Here is a 24,736-nt window from a genome sequence, read left to right on the forward strand (position 1 = left end):
TCCGGTGTCTCCGGTGCGCACCGGGTACCCGGGCGGGCGGTTCCCATGCGCCGTGGCACGGGGAGCAGTTGACTAGTCCCCCAGGAACGCCACGAGCGCGTTCGCCAGCAGGAACGGGTCGTCGGCGCCGCACAGTTCGCGTGCGCTGTGCATCGACAGGATGGCCACGCCGATGTCGACGGTCCGGATGCCGTGCCGGGCCGCGGTGATCGGGCCGATGGTGGTGCCGCACGGCATCGCGTTGTTGGAGACGAAGGACTGGAAGGGGACGTCCGCCTTCTCGCAGGCCGCCGCGAACACCGCCCGGCCCGAACCGTCCGTGGCGTAGCGGTTGTTGACGTTGACCTTGAGGATGGGGCCGCCGTCGACGCGCGGGTGGTGCGTCGGGTCGTGCCGCTCCGCGTAGTTGGGGTGGACGGCGTGGCCGGTGTCGGAGGACAGACAGACGGTGCCGGCGAAGGCGCGTGCCCGGTCCTCGTACGAGCCGCCGCGCGCGAACACCGAGCGTTCCAGGACGCCGCCGAGCAGCGGGCCGTCCGCGCCGGTGTCGGACTGGGAGCCGTTCTCCTCGTGGTCGAACGCGGCGAGCACCGGGATGCCGGAGAGGTCCGGGCCCCGGCCCGCCGCGGCGGCCAGCGCGGCCGTACCGGCGTGTACGGAGAGCAGGTTGTCCATGCGTGGGCCGGCCACCAGCTCACGGTCGCGCCCCAGGTAGGCGGGCGGCTCGACGGGGTGGACCATCAGGTCCCAGCCCGTGGCCTCGCCGGTGGAGAGACCGGCGGTCTCCTCCAGGAAGGCGATGAGGTCGCCGTCGCGGACGCCCTCGCCCATGCCCCAGACCGGCTGCATGTGCCGCTGCTTGTCGAGCTTGAGGCCGTCGGTGTTCACCGAACGGTCCAGGTGGATGGCGAGCTGGGGGACTCGCAGCAGCGGACGGTCGACGTTCACCAGACGGGTGGAACCGTCGCGCAGGGACAGCCGGCCGGCCAGGCCCAGGTCCCGGTCGAGCCAGGAGTTGAGCAGCGGACCGCCGTAGATCTCGACGGCCACCTGGCGCCAGCCGTGCGCCCCGCTGTCGGGCCGGGGCTTCACGCGCAGCGTGGGGGAGTCGGTGTGGGCGCCGACGATCCGGAAGGGGGTGTGCGCGGCGGCGCCCTCGGGGACGTACCAGGCGATGATCGCACCGCCGCGCAGCACGTACTTGCCGCCGGTCGTCGCGTCCCAGACGTCCGTCTCCGCGACCTGCCGGAAGCCCGCCTTCTCCAGCCGCTCGGCGACGTTCGCCACGGCGTGGTACGGCGTGGGGCTCGCCGCCAGGAAGGACATGAGGTCGTCGGTGTGGCCGCGATCGAAGCGGGGGGGTTCGCTCATGGGTTCACCTTAACGAGAGCGAGGGCCCGCCCCCCTGTGCGGGAGCGGGCCCTCGCCTGCGCCGGTACGGCTCGTCCGTCAGGTCTGTACGGAGTCGTCCTAGAACGCCGCCTCGTCCAGCTCCATCAGGTCCAGCTCGACACCCTCGGCGATCTTGCGGGCCAGGGTGACGCCCGGAAGGACGGTGGCCGCGAAGAACTTCGCCGCGGCGATCTTGCCGGTGTAGAAGGCCTTGTCCTTGGCGGTCGCCGTCGCCAGCTTGTCGGCGGCGACCGCGGCACCCTTGAGGAGCAGGTAGCCGACGACGACGTCGCCGGAGGCCATCAGCAGGCGGGTGGTGTTCAGGCCCACCTTGTAGATGTTCTTGACGTCCTGCTCGGTGGCCGCGAGGTCGGTGAGCATCAGGCCGACGACGGCCTCCAGCTCGACGGCGGCCTTGGCCAGGTGCTCGCGGGCGCCCGCCAGCTCCTCGCCGCCCTCACCGAGCGCCAGGAACTTCTTGATGTCCTCGGCGAGCGAGTTCAGGGCCGCACCCTGGTTGCGGACGATCTTCCGGAAGAAGAAGTCCTGGCCCTGGATGGCGGTCGTGCCCTCGTACAGGGTGTCGATCTTGGAGTCCCGGATGTACTGCTCGATCGGGTACTCCTGCAGGAAGCCGGAGCCGCCGAAGGTCTGCAGCGACTGGGCGAGCTGCTCGTAGCCCTTCTCGGAGCCGTAGCCCTTGACGATGGGGAGGAGCAGGTCGTTGAGGGCGTGCTCGGCGGAGACGTCCTCGCCCGCCGCCTCCTTCACCGCGATGGTGTCCTGGACGGACGCGGTGTAGAGGACGAGGGCGCGCATGCCCTCCGCGTACGCCTTCTGCGTCATCAGGGAGCGGCGCACGTCCGGGTGGTGGGTGATGGTGACCTTCGGGGCGGCCTTGTCCATGAAGTTCGCCAGGTCGGGACCCTGGACGCGCTCCTTGGCGTACTCCAGCGCGTTCAGGTAGCCCGTCGACAGCGTGGAGATCGCCTTCGTGCCGACCATCATCCGGGCGAACTCGATGATGCGGAACATCTGGCGGATGCCGTCGTGGCGGTCGCCGATCAGCCAGCCCTTGGCGGGGTGCTGGTCGCCGAAGGTCATCTCGCAGGTGTTGGAGGCCTTCAGGCCCATCTTGTGCTCGACGTTCGTGGCGTACACGCCGTTGCGCTCGCCCAGCTCGCCGCTCTCGAAGTCGAAGAGGTACTTCGGGACGAGGAAGAGGGACAGGCCCTTGGTGCCGGGGCCGGCACCCTCGGGGCGGGCCAGCACGTAGTGGAGGATGTTCTCCGACATGTCGTGCTCACCGGAGGTGATGAAGCGCTTCACGCCCTCGATGTGCCACGAGCCGTCCTCCTGCTGCACGGCCTTGGTGCGGCCGACGCCCACGTCCGAGCCGGCGTCCGGCTCGGTGAGGACCATGGTGGAGCCCCACTGCTTCTCGACGGCGATCTGCGCGATCTTCTTCTGGACGTCATTGCCCTCGTCGTGCAGGATCCCGGCGAAGGCCGGACCGGAGGAGTACATCCACACGGCCGGGTTCGCGCCCAGGATCAGCTCGGCGTACGCCCAGATCAGCGAGGGCGGAGCGGTGGTGCCGCCGATGCCCTCGGGCAGGCCGAGGCGCCAGTACTCGGAGTCCATGAAGGCCTGGTAGCTCTTCTTGAAGGACGGCGGAACCGGTGCCGTGCCGGTCTCCGGGTCGAAGACCGGCGGGTTGCGGTCGGCGTCGGTGAAGGACTCGGCCAGCTCGTTCTCCGCGAGGCGGGTGAGCTCGTCGAGGACGCTCTTCGCGGTCTCGGTGTCCATCTCCTCGAACGGGCCCGTGCCGTACAGCTTGTCGCGCCCGAGTACCTCGAAGAGGTTGAACTCGATGTCGCGGAGATTCGACTTGTAGTGCCCCATGGCGACGGCTCCGTAAGAGAGGGATCGGCGAGGCACTGACTCCTCGCACCTAGTACGCATACCAACAAGTAGCTACGATGATGCTACCCGTCGGTAATAAGAAGCAAGCCCTATCCGGACATCTGTGACCCGGTCCTCCCGTCGGGTCGTTAGTCTGTGCGGCATGTACGGCTACGACCAGAGCGCGGGGACTCAAGCGGGTTACGTCCCGCCGCAGCAGCAGATGCCGGGCGGATACGGGCAGCAGACGCCGCTGTATCCCGAGCCGTCCGCGCCCTCGCTCGCCGACGCCGTGCGCGCGTTCACCACGGGTCAGATGGCGGCCGAGGACTTCCAGCAGATCTTCGCCACCTCCAAGGTCTACTGCCCGCGCGGTGACAACCCCGGATTCCTCGCCCTGCACAACACCCAGCAGCCGGTGATCCCGATGTTCACCTCGCTCAAGGAGCTGCGGCGGTACGCGGGCAAGGAGTCCAAGTACTTCGTGATCACCGGCGCCGAGGTGATCGACCTGCTGCCGACCGGCTACGGCTTCGTGGTCGACATGGAGGGTGAGCACCGGATGGTCTTCGACGCGAAGGCCGTGGAGCAGATGGTCGAGTTCGCCATGCGCCGGATGTACGGCTGAGGCGAGGTCCGCGCGTCCGCGGGTCCCGCGACGCCTTGCTCCGCGGACGGCCCGCCTGTGCCCGCACGAAAGCCCGGAGGGAATTCCCTCCGGGCTTTCTCCGTTCCCGGTGGCAGGAAGTTCAACGCTCAACTAAAGTGGGCGTACCCGAGGAGGTACCGACATGCCTGCAGTGACCGTCGAGAACCCGTTGACGCTGCCCCGTGTGACCGCGCCCGCCGATGCCGCGGCACGTCCCGTGCTCACCGTCACGACCGCGCCCAGCGGTTTCGAGGGCGAGGGCTTCCCGGTGCGCCGGGCGTTCGCCGGGATCAACTACCGCCATCTCGACCCGTTCATCATGATGGATCAGATGGGCGAGGTGGAGTATCAGCCTGGGGAGCCGAAAGGGACCCCGTGGCATCCGCACCGCGGCTTCGAGACCGTCACGTACATCGTCGACGGGATCTTCGACCACCAGGACTCCAACGGGGGTGGCGGCACCATCACCAACGGCGACACCCAGTGGATGACCGCGGGAAGCGGTTTGCTGCATATCGAGGCGCCGCCGGAGCAGCTCGTGATGTCCGGCGGGCTCTTCCACGGGCTCCAGCTGTGGGTGAACCTCCCCGCCAGGGACAAGATGATGGCGCCGCGCTACCAGGACATCCGCAGCGGCAGCGTCCAGCTCCTCACCTCCCCCGACGGCGGCGCGCTGCTGCGCGTCATCGCCGGTGAGCTGGACGGCCACGAGGGCCCCGGCATTACGCACACGCCGATCACGATGGTCCACGCCACGCTGGCGCCGGGTGCCGAGGTCACCCTGCCCTGGCGGGAGGACTTCAACGGGCTGGCATACGTCATGGCCGGGCGCGGGTCGGTCGGTGCCGAGCGGCGCCCGGTCCACCTGGGCCAGACCGCGGTCTTCGGCGCCGGCGGCTCGCTGACCGTCCGCGCGGACGGGAAGCAGGACTCGAACACGCCGGACCTGGAGGTCGTCCTGCTCGGCGGCCGGCCGATCCGTGAGCCGATGGCCCACTACGGTCCGTTCGTGATGAACACCAAGGACGAGCTCATGCAGGCCTTCGAGGACTTCCAGAAGGGCCGGCTCGGCACGGTTCCCGCCGTGCACGGGATGTCGGAGAAGGGCCCGCAGGAGGCCTGACCTGCCGGCCGCGGGCGGCCCTGCCCGTCGGCAACGACGGTGCCCGGAGACTGCCCGGACCAGGCAGTGATCCCGGCCGCGGACGGACGCGATGATGTCCGTACGCGGCCGGACGGCTGCCGGGGCACGGGAGGGACGGGGCGCGATGAGCGAACGCCGGGTCATACGGACGATGCTGCGGCGGATGGAGAGCGGGGAGCCCGTCGAGGTCACGCGCACCCTGTCGTCCACGACGAGGCTCGCCCGGCTCGCTGCCATGGCCCAGCAGTTCGGATACGAGTACGCCGATGTGCGGCAGGGCGGCGGGCCCCAGGGCAACGGCTACGTGATCACGGTCGTGCCCGATCCCCGCCCGGGGGCCCGCGCGCGGGCCGCGCGGAACAGGACGCGGTACCCGCACGCGAGCAGTGGGGACGAGCTGCCGGACATCGACCCCCGCGAGGTGGAACTCCTCAAGGCCCGTCTCACGTACGACATGAGCACCATGTACACCACGAGGCAGCTGGTCCTGCTCACGGGGATCGGCGCCGTCCCCCTGGCCCTGCCCGTCGGCTTGGCGCTCGGTGCGGGCACCACGGCCGTCGTTGTCCTCACCGGCGTCGTCTGGGCCGCGCTGATGGCCCTCCTGCCTGTCGGGTTCGCCGTGAACCGGCGCTTCAAGGCCAAGTACGCCGGTCTGCTGCGGGCCGCCGGGTTCACGCCGGTGACGGACCCGGGCGGGCGGGTGCGCTACGTGCCGCCGGGCGGGCGGCTTCCCGGGCACGGCGATCCCTTCGCGTGAGGTGAGAGCACCGGCCGCTCAGCGGGTCACCGCCCGTCGGGGCCGACCCCGTCCTTCTCGTACAGCTCGAACCAGATGCTCTTGCCCTCGCCGCGCGGGTCGACGCCCCAGGTGTGGGCGAGGAGTTCGACCAGGACCAGACCGCGGCCGGAGGACGCCAGCTCACCCGGTCTGCGCAGATGCGGCAGGTCGTCGCCGGCGTCGGTGACCTCGATGCGGATCCGGCGGCCGTCTCCCCCGTCGGTGACCTCGGCGAGCAGCAGGGCGTCGGCGTCGGTGTGCACGAGGACGTTGGTGAGCATCTCCGACAGCAGCAGCTCCGCCGAGTCCACCTGGTCCGTCGAGGACCAGTCGTGCAGCAGCTCCCGCAGCTGGTGCCGGGCCACGGCGACCCGCTCGGGCTCGGCCTGCGCCACGGTCAGCATCGTGCGGCGCACCGGCGGCCGAACGGTGTCCTGCGCGCCGCAGCCGCAGCCGTCGCCCTGCCGGGAAAGGAGCAGGACGGCGATGTCGTCCTCGCGCCGGTCGATCAGCGGGCCGGTGGTGTGGTGGGAGGAGGGCCCGTGCACCGCCTGGACCAGGGCGTCGGCCAGTTCCTCCTGGTTTCCCGTGTGCTCCTCGAGGATGCCGCGCAGGCGCCGCCAGCCGGTGTCCAGGTCGTGCCCACCGGTCTCGATCAGCCCGTCCGTGCAGATCATCATGGTCTCGCCGGACTCCAGGATCAGCCGCGTGGTGGGGTAGTCGGCGTCCGGGTCGATACCCAGCGGCAGCCCGCCCGCGGTCGGCCGGGCCAGCACCGTCGCGTCGGCCATGCGGATCACCGGGTCCGGATGCCCGGCGCGGGCCACCTCCAGTACGCCGCTCACGGGGTCGACCTCGGCGTACAGACAGGTCGCGAAGCGCAGATCGGCCGGGTCCTCCTCGCCGATGCCGTGCAGGAAGCGGGAGGCGCGGGAGAGCACCGCGTCGGGCCGATGACCCTCGGACGCGTAGGCCCGCAGGGCTGTCCGCAGCTGGCCCATCAGCCCGGCGGCCCGTACGTCATGCCCCTGGACGTCGCCGATGACCAGGGCGAACCGTCCTGCCCCGGACTTCGTCCGTGAGGTGCCCCCGGGCAGCGGGATCACGTCGTACCAGTCGCCGCCGACCTGGAGTCCGCCACCGGTGGGGATGTAGCGGGCGGCGATGCTCAGGCCCGGGATGCCCGGGCCGAGCTTCGGCATCATCGAGCGCTGGAGACCGTCGGTCAGTGCCCGCTCGCTCTCGACCGTGCCCGCGCGGGACAGCGCCTGGGCCAGCATCCGAGCCACCGTGGTCAGCACGGACCGCTCGTCCGGGGTGAAGGCGACCGGGTAGGCGAACGCCGCCAGCCAGGCGCCCATGGTGCGGCCGGACGCGGTCAGCGGCAGGAACGCCCAGGAGCGGCGTCCGAAGCGCCGGGCAAGCGGCCAGGTGAGGGGGTAGCGGGTCTGGTACTGCTCCGGGGAGGAGATGTAGACCGCGCGGCCCGTGCGTACCACCTCGGCGGCCGGGTAGTCCGTGTCCAGCGGCATGTAGAACGGGTGGTCGGCGCCGGGTTCGTGTCCGTGGTGGCCGATGATCGTGAGCCGGTCGCCCTCCACCCCGAACACGGCCAGTCCGTCCGGCGAGAACCCCGGCATCGACAGATTGGCCGTGACCCGCAGTACCTCCTGCGTCGACCGGGCCTCCGCCAGCGCACGGCCCGCGTCCAGCAGGAACGCCTCCCGTGAGCGCCGCCAGTCGCCGGTGACCGCGCTGCGCCCGGCGGCGGTTCCCGGTGCCGGCTCGGTGACCTCCTGGAGGGAGCCGGTCAGCACATACCCCTTGCGGGTGCGGTCGAAGGAGGGCTTGGAACGGCTGCGCACGACCCGCACGACCCGCTGCTGGTCGTCCATGATCCGGATCCGCACCTCCGCGAGGGTGCCCTCGGCGACGGCGAGCTGGACCACTCCGGTGATCTCGTTCCAGTCGACGGGGTGCAGGCGCGCCCGGACCTGGGCCTCCGTGAGGGTGACCTCCCGGGCGGGCAGCCCGAGCAGCCGTGCTGCCACGGCGTCGACCGTGACCAGCCCGGCGGCGGTGTCCCAGTGCCACACACCCGTGGCGAGTGCGGCGAGGATGTCCCCCAGGGCAGGCAGGGGCTCACCAGTACGCATTGCACCACTTTATGAAGATGCTGTCGGAAAGTTCCACCGCACCCCACTCGTCGGCGCAGAGAAGTGATCTTGGCCCGGCCGGTAGTCTTGGGGGAGTTTCACGTGAAACAACGACCCCGATCCGCGAAGGCTGGATGAACGACGATGCATCGGTACAGGTCCCACACCTGCGGCGAGCTCCGCGCCACTGACGTCGGCACCGACGTCCGGCTGAGTGGCTGGCTGCACAATCGGCGCGACCTGGGCGGCATCCTCTTCATCGATCTGCGCGATCACTACGGCATCACGCAGCTTGTGGCGCGACCGGGTACGGAGGCGTACGAGGCGCTGGACAAGCTGTCCAAGGAGACCGTGGTCCGCGTCGACGGCAAGGTCGTCTCGCGCGGTACGGAGAACGTCAACGCCGAACTCCCGACCGGTGAGGTCGAGGTCGAGGTCGGCGCGGTGGAGGTGCTGGGCGCGGCCGCCCCGCTGCCCTTCACGATCAACGCCGAGGACGGGGTCAACGAGGAGCGGCGTCTGGAGTACCGCTTCCTGGACCTGCGCCGCGAGCGCATGCACCGCAACATCCTGCTGCGTACGTCGGTGATCTCGGCGATCCGCCAGAAGATGACGGCGTTGGGCTTCAACGAGATGGCGACGCCGATCCTGAGCGCCACCTCCCCCGAGGGCGCCCGTGACTTCGTGGTTCCCTCCCGGCTGAACCCCGGCAAGTTCTACGCGCTGCCGCAGGCCCCGCAGCAGTTCAAGCAGCTGCTGATGATCTCCGGCTTCGACCGCTACTTCCAGATCGCGCCCTGCTTCCGTGACGAGGACGCCCGCGCGGACCGTTCGCCGGGCGAGTTCTACCAGCTCGACGTGGAGATGAGCTTCGTCGAGCAGGAGGATGTCTTCCAGCCGATCGAGAAGCTGATGACCGAGCTGTTCGAGGAGTTCGGCAACGGCCGTCATGTGACGTCGCCGTTCCCGCGTGTCCCGTTCCGCGAGGCGATGCTGAAGTACGGCTCCGACAAGCCGGATCTGCGCGCCCAGCTGGAGCTCGTTGACATCACCGACATCTTCGAGGGCTCGGAGTTCAAGGCGTTCGCCGGCAAGCACGTGCGTGCGCTGCCGGTGCCGGACGTCTCGGGCCGGCCGCGCAAGTTCTTCGACCAGCTCGGCGACTACGCGGTCTCGCAGGGCGCGAAGGGGCTGGCGTGGGTGCGGGTCGGCGAGGACGGTGCGCTGAGCGGCCCGATCGCGAAGTTCCTCACCGAGGAGAACGTCGCCGAGCTGACCAAGCGGCTCTCCCTGGCCCCCGGCCACGCGGTGTTCTTCGGCGCGGGCGAGTTCGACGAGGTCTCCAAGATCATGGGCGCGGTGCGGGTCGAGGCCGCCAAGCGCGCCGGTCACTTCGAGGAGAACGTCTTCCGCTTCTGCTGGATCGTCGACTTCCCGATGTACGAGAAGGACGAGGACACCGGCGCGATCGACTTCTCCCACAACCCCTTCTCGATGCCGCAGGGCGGTCTGGAGGCCCTGGAGACGCAGGACCCGCTGGACATCCTGGGCTGGCAGTACGACATCGTCTGCAACGGTGTCGAGCTGTCCTCCGGCGCGATCCGGAACCACGAGCCGGAGATCATGCTCAAGGCGTTCGAGATCGCGGGTTACGACCGGGAGACGGTCGAGGAGAAGTTCGCCGGCATGCTCCGCGCGTTCCGCTTCGGCGCCCCGCCGCACGGAGGCATTGCCCCCGGCGTCGACCGCATCGTGATGCTCCTCGCCGACGAGCCGAACATCCGCGAGACGATCGCCTTCCCGCTCAACGGCAACGCGCAGGACCTGATGATGGGCGCGCCGACGGAGCTGGACGAGACCCGTCTGAAGGAACTCCACCTGACGGTCCGCAAGCCACAGCCGAAGTAGTCCCGACGGCAGCAGCAGCGAAGGGGCCCGGAACCGCCGAGACGGCCGCCGAGACGGTTCCGGGCCCCTTCCGCGTCCGAGGGCCTTCAGGCCGCCGGGCCGTCCTCGGTGAAGAGGTCTTCGGCGCGCTCGACCGTGCCGGAGCGGTCGAGCCAGTCGTTGAGGCGGTCGAGGTCGGTGCAGGCGGTGATGCGCTCACGGACGTCGTCGGAGAGCGGGAGGCCCCGTACCTCCAGCACGCGCACGATCCCCCGGGCCTCACCCCGGGCCTCACCCCGGGCTTCGCCCCGGGCCTCACCCCGGGCTTCGCCTTCGGCCTTGCCCTCCAGGTACTTCTCTTCGAAAAGCGTTCCATGCCCCGGGAAGTGGGTGACGACGTTCTGCATCAGTTTCCTCCAGTTCTTCCTGGTCGGAGTGGACTCAAGGCCGACCTCCACCACCTCGAACCAGTACTTCGTGATGTCCGGATCGAAAGAGGCGAGTCCGCAGGCGACCGTTTCCAGTATGGCGTTCGCCCGCCGGCTTTGGCTGTGAACGATGGCCGAGAGTGCCGCCAGGGCCGGCTGCTGGACCACCACCGTCTCGTCGGTGACCTCGGGGACCGTCTGCGGGCCCAGGACGAACGGGCGGGTGACCTGGGTCGTCCAGGGGCCCACGGTGCACTCGAACGGGCCCATCGCCCAGGCAGCCGTCGAGCGGTCGCGGCAGACCGCGACCAGTAGTACGGGCAGGTCGTACTTCGCGCGCAGGTATGCGACGTAGTACGCCCAGCTGTTCGCCTTGTCCGGGTCCTTCTTCGTCTGAGCCTCGACGGCCAGGACGAAGTGCTCACCCATGTCGGGTTCGAACATGAGGACCGTGTCCGCGCGGCGCTCCATCGGGCGGATTTCGGTGACGTCGGCGGAGAGCTCGTGGAAGTCCGTCTTTACGGGCGGCGGAAGGCCCAGCGCTTCGAAGACGGGCGTGAGGGCCTCCGGGTGATTCCGGAAGAGCTGGTGGGAGGCCTCGTGTGTTGCTGTGACCATGAGCGCAAGCCTGGTGCGCTCATGGTCTATGCGTAGGGCATATGTGGGATGTTCACCCGATCGGGTCAGCGGGCCACGAACTGGGTCAGGATGGCCTGGACTTCGTAGATGTCGACGCCCTTGGTGAAGGTCTTCTGGATGGGGGTCGGGGAGCCCGAGAGCCAGATCTTCAGTTCGGCGTCGAGGTCGAAGGTGCCGGCGGTCTCCACCGCGAAGTGGGTGATGCTGCGGTAGGGGATGGAGTGGTACTCCGTCTTCTTGCCGGTGATGCCCTGCTTGTCGACCATGATCAGGCGGCGGTCCGTGAACAGGATGGTGTCGCGGATCAGCAGGAACGCGGCGTGCACCTGCTCGCCCTGGCCCAGCAGACGGGCGTAGTCCTGCTGTGCCTGGGCCGGGTCGATGGTGTGCGCGTTGCCGAAGAGTGCCATGGAACGGGTCCCCCCACGTGAGCGGTGACGGCGGCCGGGCGCCGGCCGTCCTCACGTGATCTTCGCAAAGGGAGGGGCCCGGGAGAAGGTGTGTTCGTCTCCTGGGCCCTGCTGTAGCGCGCGCGTTACGTGGTGGGTGACGGGCGGGCGCCGACGGAGGCGGAAGAGAGCCGCAGAGGCCCGGAAACAAGCCGTTTCCGGGCCTCTGGACGTACGCGATACGTCCTATGCGGTCGGCTTCTCCTCGAGACGGGGGAACAGCACCGCGCCCTTGGTGACCGTCGAGCCGGCGGGCAGTCGGCCCCAGTCGGCGACCTCACTGATCTTCTGGTCGGCGAGTGCTCCGAGGGACGCGTCCGCGCCGAGGGAGTCCCAGAGCTTCTGGGAGGTTTCCGGCATGACCGGGTTGAGGAGGACGGCCACCGCGCGGAGGGACTCCGCGGCCGTGTAGAGGATCGTCGCCAGGCGGGCCCTGCCCTCGTCGGAGGTGTCCTTGGCGACCTTCCACGGCTCCTGCTCCGTGATGTAGCCGTTGACCTGCTTCACGAAGTCGAAGACGGCCAGGATGCCGCCCTGGAAGTCCACCTCGTCGCCGATCTTGCGGTCCGCTTCCGTGACGGCCTTGGTCAGGCCGTCGTGGATCGCCTGCTCCGCGTCGCCGTCGGCCGCCGACGCCGGCAGCTCGCCGCCGAAGTACTTGCCGACCATCGCCGCCACGCGGGAGGCGAGGTTGCCGTAGTCGTTCGCCAGCTCGCTGGTGTAGCGGGCCGAGAAGTCCTCCCAGGAGAAGCTGCCGTCCTGGCCGAAGGCGATCGCGCGCAGGAAGTACCAGCGGTACGCGTCCACGCCGAAGTGCGAGGTCAGGTCCTGCGGCTTGATGCCGGTCAGGTTGGACTTGCTCATCTTCTCGCCGCCGACCATCAGCCAGCCGTTCGCGGCGATCTTCCCGGGCAGGGGGAGGCCCTGCGCCATCAGCATCGCCGGCCAGATGATCGCGTGGAAGCGGAGGATGTCCTTGCCGACCAGGTGGACGTCGGCGGGGAACGTCGACTCGAACTTCTCCGGGTTCTCGTTGTAGCCGACGGCGGTGGCGTAGTTCAGCAGCGCGTCGATCCACACGTAGATGACGTGCTTGTCGTCCCACGGGACCGGCACGCCCCAGTCGAACGTCGAGCGGGAGATGGAGAGGTCCTGGAGGCCCTGGCGGACGAAGTTCACGACCTCGTTGCGCGCGGACTCGGGCTGGATGAAGCCGGGGTTGGCCTCGTAGTGGGCGAGCAGCTTCTCGCTGTACTCGCTGAGCTTGAAGAAGTAGTTCTCCTCGCTGAGGATCTCCACCGGCTTCTTGTGGATCGGGCACAGCTTCTGGCCCGCGTACTCGCCCTCGCCGTCGAGCAGCTCGCCGGGGAGCTTGTACTCCTCGCAGCCCACGCAGTACGGGCCCTCGTAGCCGCCCTTGTAGATCTCGTCCTTGTCGTACAGGTCCTGCACGAACTCCTGGACGCGGTCGGTGTGCCGCTTCTGTGTGGTGCGGATGAAGTCGTCGTTCGCGATGTCGAGGTGCTCCCACAGGGGCTTCCAGGCCTCCGTGACGAGCTTGTCGGCCCAGGCCTGCGGGGTGACCCCGTTGGCCTCGGCCGTGCGCATGATCTTCTGACCGTGCTCGTCCGTGCCGGTGAGGTACCACACCTTCTCGCCGCGCTGGCGGTGCCAGCGGGTGAGCACGTCGCCTGCGACGGTCGTATAGGCGTGGCCCAGGTGAGGAGCGTCGTTGACGTAGTAAATGGGGGTCGAGACGTAGTACGCCTTCGCTCCCTGCTTCTCTGATCCAGTGGCCGCCATGGTCGAAATCCTACTGGCCCGGCGGGGGGCGGCTCACACGCGTTTCGGGGGGCGGACGGGATCCGTCCGCCCCCCGAGGGGTGGTGAGGGGTGAGGCCGGGGTTACGGGCGCCAGGAGGCCAGCACGCCCTCGTACAGCTCCTTGTCCGTGAGCTCGCGGGGGGAGGGGCCCGCGTGGAAGAAGGAGGTGTTCTCCGTCTTCAGTTTGCGGAGGTAGTCGAAGGCCTTGTTGTCGTGCTCACCGAAGGCGACGAAGGAGAAGAACACGTTGGGGTGGTTCTTCGCCGCGTCGGTGAGGGCCTGGGTGGCGGGGGTCTTGGCGTCGGGGGCGCCGTCGGTCTGGAAGACCACCAGGGCGGGGGTGCCGGCCTCCTCGTTGGCGTGCTGCGCGAGGACCGCCTCGACGGCGGCGTGGTAGCTGGTACGGCCCATGCGGCCGAGCCCGGCGTGCAGCTCGTCGATCTTGTTCTCGTGGTCGGTGAGGGTCAGCTCGCCGGTGCCGTCGAGTTCGGTGGAGAAGAAGGTGACGTGGACGGTGGCCTCGGTGTCGAGGTGGGCGGCGAGGGCGAGGGTCTGCTCGCCGAGGGCCTGGGCCGAGCCGTCCTTGTAGTACGGGCGCATGGACGCGGAGCGGTCGAGTACGAGGTAGACCTTGGCGCGGGTGCCGGTGAGGTCGTTCTTCTCGAGGGCTGTGGTCGCGGCCTTGTAGGCGGGGGTGAGGAGCATTGCATTGGGCTGGGCAGGGGGTTCGGCCTCGGCTTCGCCTTCGGCCGGGGATTCGTTCCCACCCGCACCACCCGTGCGGCTTTCGTCGTCGGGTGCGGGTGGCCCCTGTGGGGCGTCCTCGCCGTCGGCGGCTGCGGGTGAGCCCTCGGCTGCGGGGGCGGGGGCGGGGGCGGGCTCGGGGGCCGCCTCCGGTTCGGGCTCCGCCTTCGCCTCCGGTTCGGGTTCGGCCTTCGCTTCCGGCTCCGGCTCCGGCTCGGGCTTCGCCTTTGTTTCCGGCTTTGCTTCCGCTTCCGGCTTGGCCGCTGCCTCGGGCTCGGTCTCGGTCTTGGTCTCGGGCTTTGTCTCCGGCTCCGGAGTGGGCTCCGGCTTGGCCTTCGTCTCCGGCTCCGTCTCGGCTCCCGCCTCGGTCTCCGGCTCCGGCTCCGGGGTGGCCTTCGTTTCCGGCTCCGCCTCGGCCTCCGGCTCAGCCTTCGTCTCGGCTTTCGCCTCCGGCTCCGGGGCTGACTCCGGCTCCGGGGCCGGCTCCGGTTCGGGCTTTGTCTCGGCCTCGGGCTCGGGGGTCGGCTCGGGGGTTGCTTCCGGTTCCGGGGCGGGGGCCTTCGCCGTGGTGGGGGACGGGGGGTCGTCCGAGCCGGTGGGCTCGGGGACCGTGATCTTGTCGAATGCGGCGCTGACGAGGTCGTGTTCGTCTCCGCGGGGTTCCGGGACCGAGGGCGCGGCGGACGCCGGCGCCGGGTTCGGTTCCGCGGACGGGGAGGGAATCGTCGGTGTGCTCGCGGCGGGCTCCGGAGCCGGTTCGGGCGATGTCGGAGCGGCCGTTTCCTTCGGCTCGGCGGCCTGCGCCGCACCCTCCGCTTCGGTGGTGCTCGCTTTGCGTGACCGTCCGAACGCGTTCCGCAGGAGAGTGAGAATGCCCATGTGCGCAACCCTTCGCGTGAGTTGATGCCCGTCAATCCCTGGCCAGGACGGACACGTAAGGTTAGCGGCCCGCAAGGGCGATCTTGGGCAGGGTGGGGTTTGCGGAATCGTATATGTCAAGAGCGCGATCCGGCCTGCCGGTGAAGGTTTCGGCTCACTCGGTGCAACTTCCTTAATGCTGCCGCAGGTTCACTCGCCGTTCATCAGGGCGCCCGGCTGCCGCACATATGTGCTCCTACCGTCACGCTGACACCACGGGCATCCAAGGAGAAAATACGTGCGAAAGCTGCTGCCGTTGATCGGAACGCCGTCCGGTTCGCACCCTGGCGGGCGGTCCGCCATGACTTGTCGTTTCCGGTGTGGTGACGCCTGTTTCCACGAGGTGCCCAACACCAGCTCCAACGAGTACGTCGGTGACGTGATCGCCGGCGCCCTCAGCCGCCGGTCCATGATGCGCGCCGCCGCCGTCGTGACCGTCGCCGCGGCCGGCGCCGGGGCGGTCGGCATCGCGGCCGCGCCCGAGGCGCAGGCGGCGCCCGCCGCCAAGCGCCGCGGCCCTCACCACACCCCCAAGGGCGCCCGCGGTCTGCGGTTCACGCCCGTCGCGCCCAACACGACCGACGCCGTCACCGTGCCGGAGGGTTACCGGCAGAACGTCGTCATCCGCTGGGGCGAGCCCATCCTGCGCGGTGCGCCCGCTTTCGACCCGGAGCGGCAGAGCGCCAGGGCGCAGGCCGGACAGTTCGGGTACAACTGCGACTACCTCTCGCTGCTGCCGCTGCGCGGGGAGCGCGGCCGGCAGCTGCTCGTCGCCAACCACGAGTACACCGACGAGATGCTCATGTTCCGCGACTACGACCCGGAGAACCCCACCCGCGAGCAGGTGGAGATCGCCTGGGCCGCGCACGGGCTCGCCGTGGTCGCCGTCGAGGAGGAGCGCGGGAACGGCAAGCTGACGCCCGTCACCCGGCACCACCTCAACCGGCGGCTCACCGCCACCTCCGAGTTCCGGCTCACCGGGCCCGCCGCCGGGTCCGACCTGGTGAAGACCTCCACCGACCCCAGCGGCACCAAGGTGCTCGGCACCCTCAACAACTGCGCCGGCGGCACCACCCCGTGGGGCACGACCCTGCACGGCGAGGAGAACTTCAACCAGTACTTCGCCCACGGCAGCAGCGCGACCGACAAGCGGTACGGGATCGGCAGCGGCGGCACCGAGCGCAAGTGGGAGCGGTTCGACAAGCGGTTCGACCTCGCCCAGGAGCCGAACGAGGCGCACCGGTTCGGCTACGTCGTCGAGCTCGACCCGTACGACCCCGACTCCACCCCGCGCAAGCACACCGCGCTCGGCCGGTTCAAGCACGAGGCGGCGACCGTGCGGCTGACGCACGACGGGCGTCCGGTCGTCTACACCGGGGACGACGAGCGGTTCGACTACTTCTACAAGTTCGTGGGCAGCAAGCGGATGCGGCACGGCAGCAGCCGCTGGGCCCGCGAGCACAATCTCTCGCTGCTCGACGAGGGCACGCTGTACGTCGCCAGGCTGACCGGTGACTCGCCCGCCATCGAGATCGACGGGACGGGCAAGCTGCCGAAGGACGGCGAGTTCGACGGCAGCGGTCAGTGGATCCCGCTGGCCACCGCGACCGCCGACGGCGCCGTCTCGCACGTGGAGGGCATGACCGCCGAGGAGGTCTTCGTCTTCACACGCCTCGCCGGTGACAAGGTGGGTGCCACCAAGATGGACCGGCCGGAGGACATCGAGCCCAACCCGGTCACCGGCAAGGTGTACGTCGCCCTCACCAACAACTCCCGGCGCGGTGTCGACGCCAACCCCAAGGCGGACGAGGCCAACCCGCGCCACGCCAACAAGCACGGTCATGTGCTGGAGCTGACCGAGCGCTGGAACCGGCCGGAGAGCACCCGCTTCGCCTGGTCGCTGTTCCTGGTCGCGGGCGACCCGGAGGATCCGGCGACGTACTTCGCGGGTTTCCCGAAGGACTCCGTCAGCCCGATCTCCTGCCCGGACAACCTCGCCTTCGACGACCACGGCAACCTGTGGATCTCCACCGACGGCAGCGCCCTCGGCTCCCACGACGGCCTCTTCGGCGTCGCCACGCGCGGGGACCGGCGCGGTGAGCTGAAGCAGTTCCTGACCGTGCCGACGGGTGCGGAGACCTGCGGCCCGGTCATCCAGGACCGCCGGGTGCTGGTCGCCGTGCAGCACCCGGGCGAGGTGGACGGGGCGACCGTCGACACGCCCGCCAGCACCTGGCCCGACGGGCCCGGCACGTACGTCCGTCCGGCCGTGGTCGCGGTGTGGCGCGCGGACGGGCGGGACATCGGCGTCTGACGTCAGCCGGACGGGGAGAGGCTGGGGCCGGGGCCGGGCACCAGCTCCTCCAGCTCCTCCAGCTCCTCCAGCCACTCCCGGTACGCCGGTACCTGGCGTGCCACCTCCCGGTACGCGTCGGCCAGGTCGGGGTAGACGCCCTCCAGCTCCGTGTCCGTGCGGGCCGCCAGCAGCAGCTGCACGCCGAGCGGATCGCCGTACAGCCGGCGGACCGCCGTCTCGGGGCGGGAGGGCGAGGTCGGCTGGCACACGGTGACGACCTCGCCGATGGCGACCAGCGACGCGGCGGTGTGATAGTCGCCGTGCAGCACGCGCGGGCTGATCCCGGCGGCGTGCAGGACACGGCGTACGGCGTCCCACTCGCCGTCGACCGCCGGGTCGATCATCCACCGGTCGCCGGCCAGGTCGGACAGGTGGACGACCGGATGCGCGGCGGCCGGATGGTCGGCAGGCAGGGACACGAACTGCGGCTCGCGCTCGATGAGGACCCGGGTGCGCAGGCCCTCGGGGACGCGCAGCGGGCAGCCTTCGACCTGGTGCACGAAGGCCACGTCGAGTTGGCCGTCGGCGACCATGCGCAGCAGGGCGTTGGCGGAGACGTCCATGTGCAGGGTGGGTTCCTGCCAGTGCCGGCGCAGTCGGCGCAGCCAGCCGGCCAGTGCCCGGCTGGCGGTGGAGCCGATGCGCAGCTGCCGGTCGCCGACGGCGGCGGCGCGGGCCTCGGTGACCAGGGAGCGCAGCTCGGTGACGAGCGGGCGGGCACGGCTGAGCACCAGCCGGCCCAGTGGGGTGGGGCGGCAGCCGGTGCGCGCACGCACGAACAGGGCGCCGCCCAGCTCCTGTTCGATGCGCCGCAGCTGCGTGCTCAACGAGGGCTGAGCCACGCCGAGTTGACGTGCGGCGCGGTGCAGACTGCCGGTGTCGGCGATCGCGCACAGCGCCCTGAGGTGCCTGACCTCGAGCTCCATGCCCTGGGAGGGTAAGGCGGAAGTTCAGGTTTCACCAGACACACAAACCCCGTCCGTTCAGGCGGAGTCGGGCGGCCGGGACCGCTTGGCCGGAGTCCGGCGATAGGGCGGTCCTATCACCGGTTGCCATCATCACACCGACCGTACGGGCACGGACACTCACCGATGACACGTGGCTCAACCCCCACCTCTAGGAGTCATCGATGCGCATGCGCCTTCCCCTGTCCGTGCTCACCGCCGCCGGCCTGAGCGTCACCGCTCTCGGCCTCGGCGCCACCCCGGCCACGGCGGCCCCCGCCCCCCTCGACGCCGCCGCGTCGTTCGCCGCGTACGACGGTTCCTCGGAGGAGGCCGCGGCCAACCGCGCGTTCTTCGAGGCCGTGCTGAAGTCGGCGGCCGAGAAGCGGGCCGCCAGCCCGTCGGGCGCGGCGGCCGTCACCGTCGTGTACAACGCCTCCCGGGCGCCCTCGTTCGCCACGCAGATAGCCCGGAGCACGCAGATCTGGAACAGCTCGGTCTCGAACGTGAGACTCCAGGCGGGCACGTCGGGCGCCGACTTCTCGTACTACGAGGGCAACGACTCGCGCGGCTCGTACGCCTCCACGGACGGGCACGGGCGGGGGTACATCTTCCTCGACTACCGGCAGAACCAGACGTACGACTCGACGCGGGTGACCGCGCACGAGACGGGCCATGTGCTCGGTCTGCCGGACCACTACTCGGGGCCCTGCAGCGAGCTGATGTCCGGGGGCGGTCCCGGGCCGTCCTGCACCAACGCCTACCCCAACTCCACGGAGCGGTCGCGGGTGAACCAGCTGTGGGCGAACGGGTTCGCCGCGGCGCTGGACAAGGCGGAGAAGGCGTTGCAGAAGTCCTCGCGGTAGCCGGTAGCCGGTAGCCGGTAGCCGGGGTCCCGGTTACCGGCGCCTGGAGTCCGCCAGGTGCACGGTGTGGTGGCGGTCCGGGGGGTGTGGCGCAGCCCGGCGTTTGCGGGGTGCCGCCGCGCCCACCCGTGCCTCCCCCAGTGCCTCAAGGGCCTGGGAGGTACCCCCAGCGGCACGATTGGCCGCAGTCGGACGCGGGGCGGGACCGCCCGCAGTCGGGCCCCGCGCCTCGGCTACGTTCCGCGGTGCAGGGTCAGGTCGACGACCAGTGCGCGGTGGTCGGTGCCGGGGAGGTCGAGGAAGCGGGCCCGGTTCGCGGCGAACTCCTCGGACACCAGGACGTGGTCGATCTGCGTGCCGAAGGCCGGCGTGGTGCGGGTCGGCCACGTCGGGGTCCGGTCGGCGCCGTCGAGACGGGCCGCGTCGCGCAGACCGGTGTCGAGGATGCGGCGGAACGCCGCGTGGTCCTGCGAGGCGTTGAAGTCCCCGGCGAGCACGGCCGGGGTGTCCGGGGCGGCGGCGGCCGCGTCGCGCAGCCGGCCGAGCTCCCGCTGCCACAGGCGGACCTGCTCGGGCAGCGGCGGCATGGGATGGGCGAGCTGGAGCCGTACGGTGTGCCCGTCGACGTCGGCCACGGCGCCGGGCATGCCCATGGTGCCGGGGACGCCGTCGGTGGCCTCGAGCGGGAAGCGGCTGAGGATGACCGAGCCCTCGGAGCCGCCGCCCTCCACGGCCTGCCGGTGCGGATGGGAGTCCGCGAGCTCCCGCTTCAGGGCCGCGTCGCAGGTGTACTCGCACTCCTGGACGAACACGATGTCCGGTTTCTCGCGGCGTACGGCGTCGATCAGCGCGTCGGTGGCCTGTCCGAACTCCACGTTGGAGGTCAGCACCCGCAGCTCGGCGACGGGCGGCCCCGCGGGATCACCGGTCTTGCCGTACGGCTCGATGAACCAGGCCAGCAGACCGAGCAGGGCCACCCCCCACACCGCGCCGGTCCACCAGCGGGCGAGCAGGGTGAACAGCAGGCCGGCGGCGGTGGGAACGAGCAGCCACGGCAGGAAGGCGAGCAGTTGGGGCACGGGGGTGATGCCGTCGGTGTCGGCGGTGCGGCAGCCGACGACCGCGCTCACCCCGGCGAACAGCAGCCCCGCACACCAGGCACCGAACCGTCGCCCTCCCCCGGGCCGCCGTCCGCTCCCGTCGCCCGTGACCGTCGGGTCGGCAGTGGCAGTGTTCAACGTTCCGGCCTTCCGCTCACGGGTGCGATGCCCCGAATCCTCCCTCAGAGACGAGGGAGCGTGGCGGGCGGTTGCCGGTGACGGCTGTCCGGGGCGGTCGCGGGGGACGGGGATGCGCGGCCGGTTGCGTGGCGGCCGGTCAGCCAGGAGGCCAGGGCCACGGTCAGGCCCAGCGCGAGCAGCAGCCAGGACGCGGTGCGCAGGGTGGCGGTGAGGGCGTCGTAGATCGCGGCCGCGGCCGGGCGGTGGAGGCGGTCGGGCAGGTCGGCCAGGGTGATCCGGCGGCCGACGGTGACCGCGAGGGCCAGGAGGGCGCCGCCCAGCGCCGTGCCCAGTCCGGTGGCGGTGAGTGCGCGGCGGCGGCAGGCGGCGACGGCGATCCCGGTGACGGCGAGGACGACGGCCGAGAGCGGCAGCCAGAACGCGGCGGCGTCCAGCACGTGGTACCCCCTTCGGAGTCCGGCCACCTCCTCGGCCGGAACCACCGCGACCTCGGTGTGTTCGACGGGGATGCGGTGGGCGTAGGGCATGTGGTCGACGGTGAGCCGCTGTCTTACCTGCGTGGTGACGGGTGCGAGGTCCACGGTGACCGGGCCCCGTGGGGTCACGTCGTCGCGCAGGGCGTGCAGGACGGCGTCGTGGACGGCTCTGTTTCCCGCGTCCCACGCGGTGCGGAACGCTTCGGTGCGGGTGAAGGAGTGGACCGCGTCGCGTACGAACGGGGCGAGGGTGGCATCCGCCGGTGATGCGGTTTCCGGGGCCAGTTCCTGTACGACCGCGTCCCCTACGGCGTCGGCCACCGCGTCGCGTACGGCCGGGTCGGTGGCCAGGGGTGCCATGGCGCTGACGTAACGGCCGGTGTCGGCCAGACCGAACGCCGCCCAGGCGGCGAGGGTGCCGCAGGGGGCGAGGAGGCAGGCGAGGGCGACGAGGGTTGCGGAGAGGGTGTTGCGCAGCCGTGTGCGGCGGGGTTCGGGTTCGTCACGGGGGACCACGACTCCAGGCAAGGTGCATGAGGCCGCGTGCGCGAGTGCTGGGGGCCCGAACGGGCGGTGGGCCCGCGGCGTCAGGTGGTGCGGTGGCCCTGGGCGTCCTCGCGTGTGTAGAAGCGGTAGAACATCACGCCGAAGACGCCTGCCGCGACCCCCAGCGCCAGTGCCGTGGAGCGCAGGACGCTGCCGCCGGACTGGCTGAAGAGGAAGCCGACCGCGATGCCGCCGAAGGCCGCCCACACCACCGCGTGCACCTCGCGCCGCAGCTTCGGGGCCACGGCCAGGAGCGCCATGAGGACCACGGCGAACACGAGCGCGGTGAGGAAGCCGAACAGGAGGTTCCAGCCGGTGATGGGCCCGCCGTAGCGCCGGTTGGCCGCCGCCCAGAAGCCGTACACGAGCCCGAGGAGGACGGGAAGCGCGACCAGCGCCGCCTTGTGGGCCCGCCCGCTGAAGACGTCCGTCGTGCCGCCCCGCTCGATCGCTCGCCGGGACCGGGGTGCCGCGTGCGCCATGAGAGCACTCCTCTCTCCTCGCCCCCGCCTACCAGGGCACACCCGCCGGGGTCCGTCGGCAAGTCGGCCGGGCGGTCCCCGGCGGTCCCCGGGGACCGGATGCGGGCCGCACGTCCCCGTGTTTCGCTGGGGCGGTGAGTCCGGACAGCGGGGGATACGGCCTGCACGACCGGTACCCGCGGGCCGGCCGCCGGGATGTCGTGCACCGGCACGAGATGCTCCGGGTCAGAGGCCGCAGCGTCGCCTGGGTCCCGCCCCTGCTCCTGCTCGTGACCATCGTGGTGATCGACTACAACACCGGCGGCGAGTTCCGGACCATCTCCTGGATCGTGCTGGTGCCCGGCATCGCCGCCGCGATCTGCGGGGTGTGGGGCACGTCCCTGTTCGCCGTCCTGGCGATCGTCGCCTACACCATGGTCGACAGTGCCTGGCCGCACCAGTTCCAGGCGGGGCTGGCGGACTTCATCCTCGTCATCACCGGCGGCGTCCTCGCCACGCTGGCCTGTGTGGTGCGGGTGCGCGGTGAGCGCCGCGCCCTGCACATGCGGGACGTCACCGACACCGTCCGCCAGACCGTGCTGCGTCCCCTGCCGCCCGGCTGGGGCGGCCTGGAGCACGCCGGGGTCTATCTCACCGCGGACGCCCAGGCCCGGGTGGGCGGCGACTTCTACGACATCCAGCCGGGCCCGCACGGCACCCGTGTCTTCGTCGGTGACGTGCAGGGCAAGGGGCTGGGCGCGGTGGAGACGGCGGCGGTGCTGCTGGGCGCGTTCCGGGAGGCCGGCTACCACGAGCCGGAGCTGATGGGCGTCGCCGACCGGCTGGAGGACCGGATGGTGCGCCACCGCGAGTACACCACCGCGGTCGGCCGGGCCGACGGCGACCGGTTCGCCACCGCCGTACTGCTCGGCTTCCCGGCGGGCCGCGACGATGCCGTGGACGCCGTCGTCTTCGGCCACGAACCCCCGCTGGCCGTCGGCCCCGGTGGCGTACGGATCCTGCCGGTCGCGGGAGGGCTTCCGCTCGGTTACCGCGACCTCGCCCCCGGGGCGCCGCCGCGGACGCGCCGGTTGCCGCTGGCCGCCGACGAGACGCTGCTGCTGGTCACGGACGGGGTGACCGAGGCACGGGACGCCGACGGACGCTTCTACCGGCTCGCCGAGCACGTCTCCCGCGCGGTGGCGGCGGACCCGCGGATCGCCGCACCGGCCCGGCTGGTCGCCTTCGTACGGGACGGCACGCTGCGGCACTGCCGGGGCCATCTGGCCGACGACACCACGGCCTTCGCGGTGCGGCGCACCCGCACGACGGGTCGCGAAGGGCACGAAGGGGGACGTTCACGGTACTGACCCCACCCTTTGCGGCCGCAGCGGATACCGTGCTGCCGTAGCTGATCGACAGGGGAGGGGACCATGCCCGGAACCGTGCTGCTGCTGGCGGCCGCACCGCTGGGCCGCGGGCGGCTGGTGGACGCGGCGTCCGTGCTCCCGGTCCTCGCCGCGGTACCGCCCTCCGTGCTGTCCGGCACCGACACCGCGAACGTCGTCGAACTCGCCGACCCGCTCCAGCCGCAGGCCGTACTGACCCGGCTGCGCGCGGCCGCCGCCGCCCCGGGACCCCTGACCGTGTACGTCGCCGGCCAGCTCCAGCTCGACCGCCGACAGCGGCTGCCGCACCTGGCGCTGGCCCGGACCACCGCGTCCACCGTGCGGTACACGGCGCTGCCCTGGCACTGGTTCCGGGAGGAACTGCGGCTGCGTCCGGCGGGCGCGACGACCCTGATCCTCGATCTGCACACCGACGCGGAGACCTGGCAGTCGCTGTGCGCGCCGCGGCCGGCGGGCCCGGACCCGCTGGACGTCGGCCGGGACAACGCCGTGTACGGGCACATCGCACCGCCGCCGTCCCGTCGTACGGTCGCGGCACCGGCGTACATGAAGGCGGTCGCCACGATTCTGCGCAGTGGACGGCGGCCACCGGTGGAGGAACTGCACCAGCGGGCGCTGGCCCGGATCGCGCCGGAGAGCGCGGGCACCGGTCTGGTGCTGGAGCGGCACGGGCCGCTCCCGGGCGATCCGCACGCGGCCGTCACCGCCGCCGTGCGCTCCGGCCGGCACGAGGACGCCGACGCGCTCGCCGCGCGGCTTGAGCAGGCGGCCCGTCTCGCCCATGGGCCCGTCTCCGAGGAGGCGATGCACTGGAGCGAGGTCCGGGCGGATCTGGCGATGCTGGCCGGGGACGCCGCGCGCAGTTGCCGTACCTGGCTGTCGGTGGCCACGACGCGGCTGGCCGCGGGGCAGCCGGTGGACGCGCCCGCCGTCGAGGCCGCCGTGGACCGGGCACACCACCAGTGGGGCCGGATCGACGACCCGGTCCACGCCCGTGAACTCGGCGCAATGCTGGCCGAGCTGCGGGGCCGTGTGCCCGGCCGGCAGGAGGGTGCGCTGGACCATGTGCGCCGCCAGCTGCGGCAGTTGCAGACACAGAGCTGAGTGACGTACGAACCCTCCCCAGCGGGCGACCGCGATGCCATGATGGTGAGTCATGGCTGAGGGGGACGGTGTGGCCAACCAGGGTATTCGCGTACGCCTGGACGGGACGGCGACCGAGAGAGACATCGGGGCGCTGCGCATGTGGCTGGAGCGGGAGCAACCGCTCGACGAACGGGTGCACGCCGGCGAGTTACGGATCCACGAACGGCCCAGGCCGGACGGCACCGGTGCCCCGATGGGTGTCGGCACGGAGATCGTCCTCGTCGTCACGGGGGCGGGCGCGGCCGTGTTCTTCCAGGAGCTGCTGGAACAGGTCAAGCGGGCGGTGTCGGCCTGGCGCGCCAATCGGGCCGCCGTCGAGGCCGGCGATCCGCCGGACGCGGAAGTCGAACCGGTGAACGTCGACGACAGGTAGGC

General features: G+C 71.0%; 20 protein-coding genes. 9 read left to right on the plus strand and 11 right to left on the minus strand.

Annotation, left to right across the window (positions count from 1 at the left end; translation table 11 throughout):
- Positions 1-72: 72 nt before the first annotated feature.
- Together ACZ5C2_RS09480 and ACZ5C2_RS09485 are read right to left on the minus strand one after the other, a co-directional pair.
- Positions 73-1,371, minus strand: a complete 1,299-nt coding sequence (locus ACZ5C2_RS09480; protein ID WP_468788329.1) for a M18 family aminopeptidase — start codon at positions 1,369-1,371, stop codon at positions 73-75.
- Between the two features lie 99 nt (positions 1,372-1,470).
- A complete protein-coding gene (locus tag ACZ5C2_RS09485; protein ID WP_468788331.1) occupies positions 1,471-3,297 on the minus strand; it encodes an acyl-CoA dehydrogenase in 1,827 nt (608 codons plus the stop codon).
- A gap of 163 nt (positions 3,298-3,460) precedes the next feature.
- On the opposite strand from ACZ5C2_RS09485, the gene ACZ5C2_RS09490 reads away from it, so the two are divergent.
- From ACZ5C2_RS09490 to ACZ5C2_RS09500, 3 genes are all read left to right on the plus strand, one after another.
- Positions 3,461-3,925 carry an SseB family protein gene (locus ACZ5C2_RS09490; protein WP_468788333.1) on the plus strand — a complete coding sequence of 155 codons (465 nt, stop codon included), beginning with the start codon at positions 3,461-3,463 and terminating at the stop codon, positions 3,923-3,925.
- 163 nt (positions 3,926-4,088) lie between these two features.
- Positions 4,089-5,069, plus strand: coding sequence for a pirin family protein (locus tag ACZ5C2_RS09495; protein WP_468788335.1), 981 nt, complete (start codon positions 4,089-4,091; stop codon positions 5,067-5,069).
- A 145-nt stretch (positions 5,070-5,214) separates the two neighbouring features.
- Positions 5,215-5,850 carry a hypothetical protein gene (locus ACZ5C2_RS09500; RefSeq protein ID WP_468788337.1) on the plus strand — a complete coding sequence of 212 codons (636 nt, stop codon included), beginning with the start codon at positions 5,215-5,217 and terminating at the stop codon, positions 5,848-5,850.
- A 26-nt stretch (positions 5,851-5,876) separates the two neighbouring features.
- On the opposite strand, the gene ACZ5C2_RS09505 is transcribed toward ACZ5C2_RS09500, so the two are convergent.
- The gene (locus ACZ5C2_RS09505) at positions 5,877-8,027 is read right to left on the minus strand and encodes an ATP-binding SpoIIE family protein phosphatase (RefSeq protein ID WP_468788339.1); all 2,151 of its coding nucleotides are present in this window, start codon (positions 8,025-8,027) and stop codon (positions 5,877-5,879) included.
- A gap of 144 nt (positions 8,028-8,171) precedes the next feature.
- Between ACZ5C2_RS09505 and aspS the strand changes: the two genes are divergently transcribed.
- Positions 8,172-9,935, plus strand: a complete 1,764-nt coding sequence (gene aspS, locus ACZ5C2_RS09510; protein ID WP_468788341.1) for an aspartate--tRNA ligase — start codon at positions 8,172-8,174, stop codon at positions 9,933-9,935.
- An 86-nt stretch (positions 9,936-10,021) separates the two neighbouring features.
- Here aspS and ACZ5C2_RS09515 read toward each other — a convergent pair whose 3' ends face one another.
- The 4 genes from ACZ5C2_RS09515 to ACZ5C2_RS09530 form a co-directional block, all read right to left on the minus strand.
- Positions 10,022-10,960: a hypothetical protein gene (locus ACZ5C2_RS09515; RefSeq protein WP_468788343.1), complete on the minus strand. Its 939-nt coding sequence runs from the start codon at positions 10,958-10,960 to the stop codon at positions 10,022-10,024.
- 65 nt (positions 10,961-11,025) lie between these two features.
- Entirely contained in the window at positions 11,026-11,391 is a 366-nt protein-coding gene (locus tag ACZ5C2_RS09520) for a PH domain-containing protein (RefSeq protein WP_468788345.1), read from the minus strand.
- Positions 11,392-11,616: 225 nt separating this feature from the next.
- Positions 11,617-13,233 carry a methionine--tRNA ligase gene (gene metG, locus ACZ5C2_RS09525; RefSeq protein ID WP_468788347.1) on the minus strand — a complete coding sequence of 539 codons (1,617 nt, stop codon included), beginning with the start codon at positions 13,231-13,233 and terminating at the stop codon, positions 11,617-11,619.
- 102 nt (positions 13,234-13,335) lie between these two features.
- Positions 13,336-14,877 carry a VWA domain-containing protein gene (locus ACZ5C2_RS09530; protein WP_468788349.1) on the minus strand — a complete coding sequence of 514 codons (1,542 nt, stop codon included), beginning with the start codon at positions 14,875-14,877 and terminating at the stop codon, positions 13,336-13,338.
- A 277-nt stretch (positions 14,878-15,154) separates the two neighbouring features.
- Here ACZ5C2_RS09530 and ACZ5C2_RS09535 point away from each other — a divergent pair, with 277 nt between their 5' ends.
- Positions 15,155-17,230: a PhoX family protein gene (locus tag ACZ5C2_RS09535; RefSeq protein ID WP_468788351.1), complete on the plus strand. Its 2,076-nt coding sequence runs from the start codon at positions 15,155-15,157 to the stop codon at positions 17,228-17,230.
- Positions 17,231-17,232: 2 nt separating this feature from the next.
- On the opposite strand, the gene ACZ5C2_RS09540 is transcribed toward ACZ5C2_RS09535, so the two are convergent.
- A complete protein-coding gene (locus ACZ5C2_RS09540) occupies positions 17,233-18,198 on the minus strand; it encodes a LysR family transcriptional regulator (protein ID WP_468788353.1) in 966 nt (321 codons plus the stop codon).
- A gap of 203 nt (positions 18,199-18,401) precedes the next feature.
- Here ACZ5C2_RS09540 and snpA point away from each other — a divergent pair, with 203 nt between their 5' ends.
- Positions 18,402-19,082: a snapalysin gene (gene snpA / locus ACZ5C2_RS09545; protein ID WP_468788355.1), complete on the plus strand. Its 681-nt coding sequence runs from the start codon at positions 18,402-18,404 to the stop codon at positions 19,080-19,082.
- A gap of 233 nt (positions 19,083-19,315) precedes the next feature.
- Here the strand turns inward: snpA and ACZ5C2_RS09550 are convergent, their stop codons facing one another.
- The 3 genes from ACZ5C2_RS09550 to ACZ5C2_RS09560 all read right to left on the minus strand — a co-directional run bounded on the left by ACZ5C2_RS09550 (position 19,316) and on the right by ACZ5C2_RS09560 (position 21,827).
- A complete protein-coding gene (locus ACZ5C2_RS09550) occupies positions 19,316-20,320 on the minus strand; it encodes an endonuclease/exonuclease/phosphatase family protein (protein WP_468788357.1) in 1,005 nt (334 codons plus the stop codon).
- 44 nt (positions 20,321-20,364) lie between these two features.
- Positions 20,365-21,315: a hypothetical protein gene (locus ACZ5C2_RS09555; RefSeq protein WP_468788359.1), complete on the minus strand. Its 951-nt coding sequence runs from the start codon at positions 21,313-21,315 to the stop codon at positions 20,365-20,367.
- A 71-nt stretch (positions 21,316-21,386) separates the two neighbouring features.
- The gene (locus ACZ5C2_RS09560) at positions 21,387-21,827 is read right to left on the minus strand and encodes a hypothetical protein (protein WP_468788361.1); all 441 of its coding nucleotides are present in this window, start codon (positions 21,825-21,827) and stop codon (positions 21,387-21,389) included.
- A gap of 215 nt (positions 21,828-22,042) precedes the next feature.
- On the opposite strand from ACZ5C2_RS09560, the gene ACZ5C2_RS09565 reads away from it, so the two are divergent.
- From ACZ5C2_RS09565 to ACZ5C2_RS09575, 3 genes are all read left to right on the plus strand, one after another.
- Positions 22,043-23,176 carry a PP2C family protein-serine/threonine phosphatase gene (locus ACZ5C2_RS09565; RefSeq protein WP_468788564.1) on the plus strand — a complete coding sequence of 378 codons (1,134 nt, stop codon included), beginning with the start codon at positions 22,043-22,045 and terminating at the stop codon, positions 23,174-23,176.
- Between the two features lie 63 nt (positions 23,177-23,239).
- Entirely contained in the window at positions 23,240-24,319 is a 1,080-nt protein-coding gene (locus ACZ5C2_RS09570) for a hypothetical protein (protein WP_468788363.1), read from the plus strand.
- Positions 24,320-24,371: 52 nt separating this feature from the next.
- A complete protein-coding gene (locus ACZ5C2_RS09575) occupies positions 24,372-24,734 on the plus strand; it encodes an effector-associated constant component EACC1 (protein WP_468788365.1) in 363 nt (120 codons plus the stop codon).
- The last annotated feature ends 2 nt before the right edge of the window (positions 24,735-24,736 follow it).

The sequence above is a fragment of the Streptomyces sp. NPDC031365 genome, assembly GCF_055569765.1.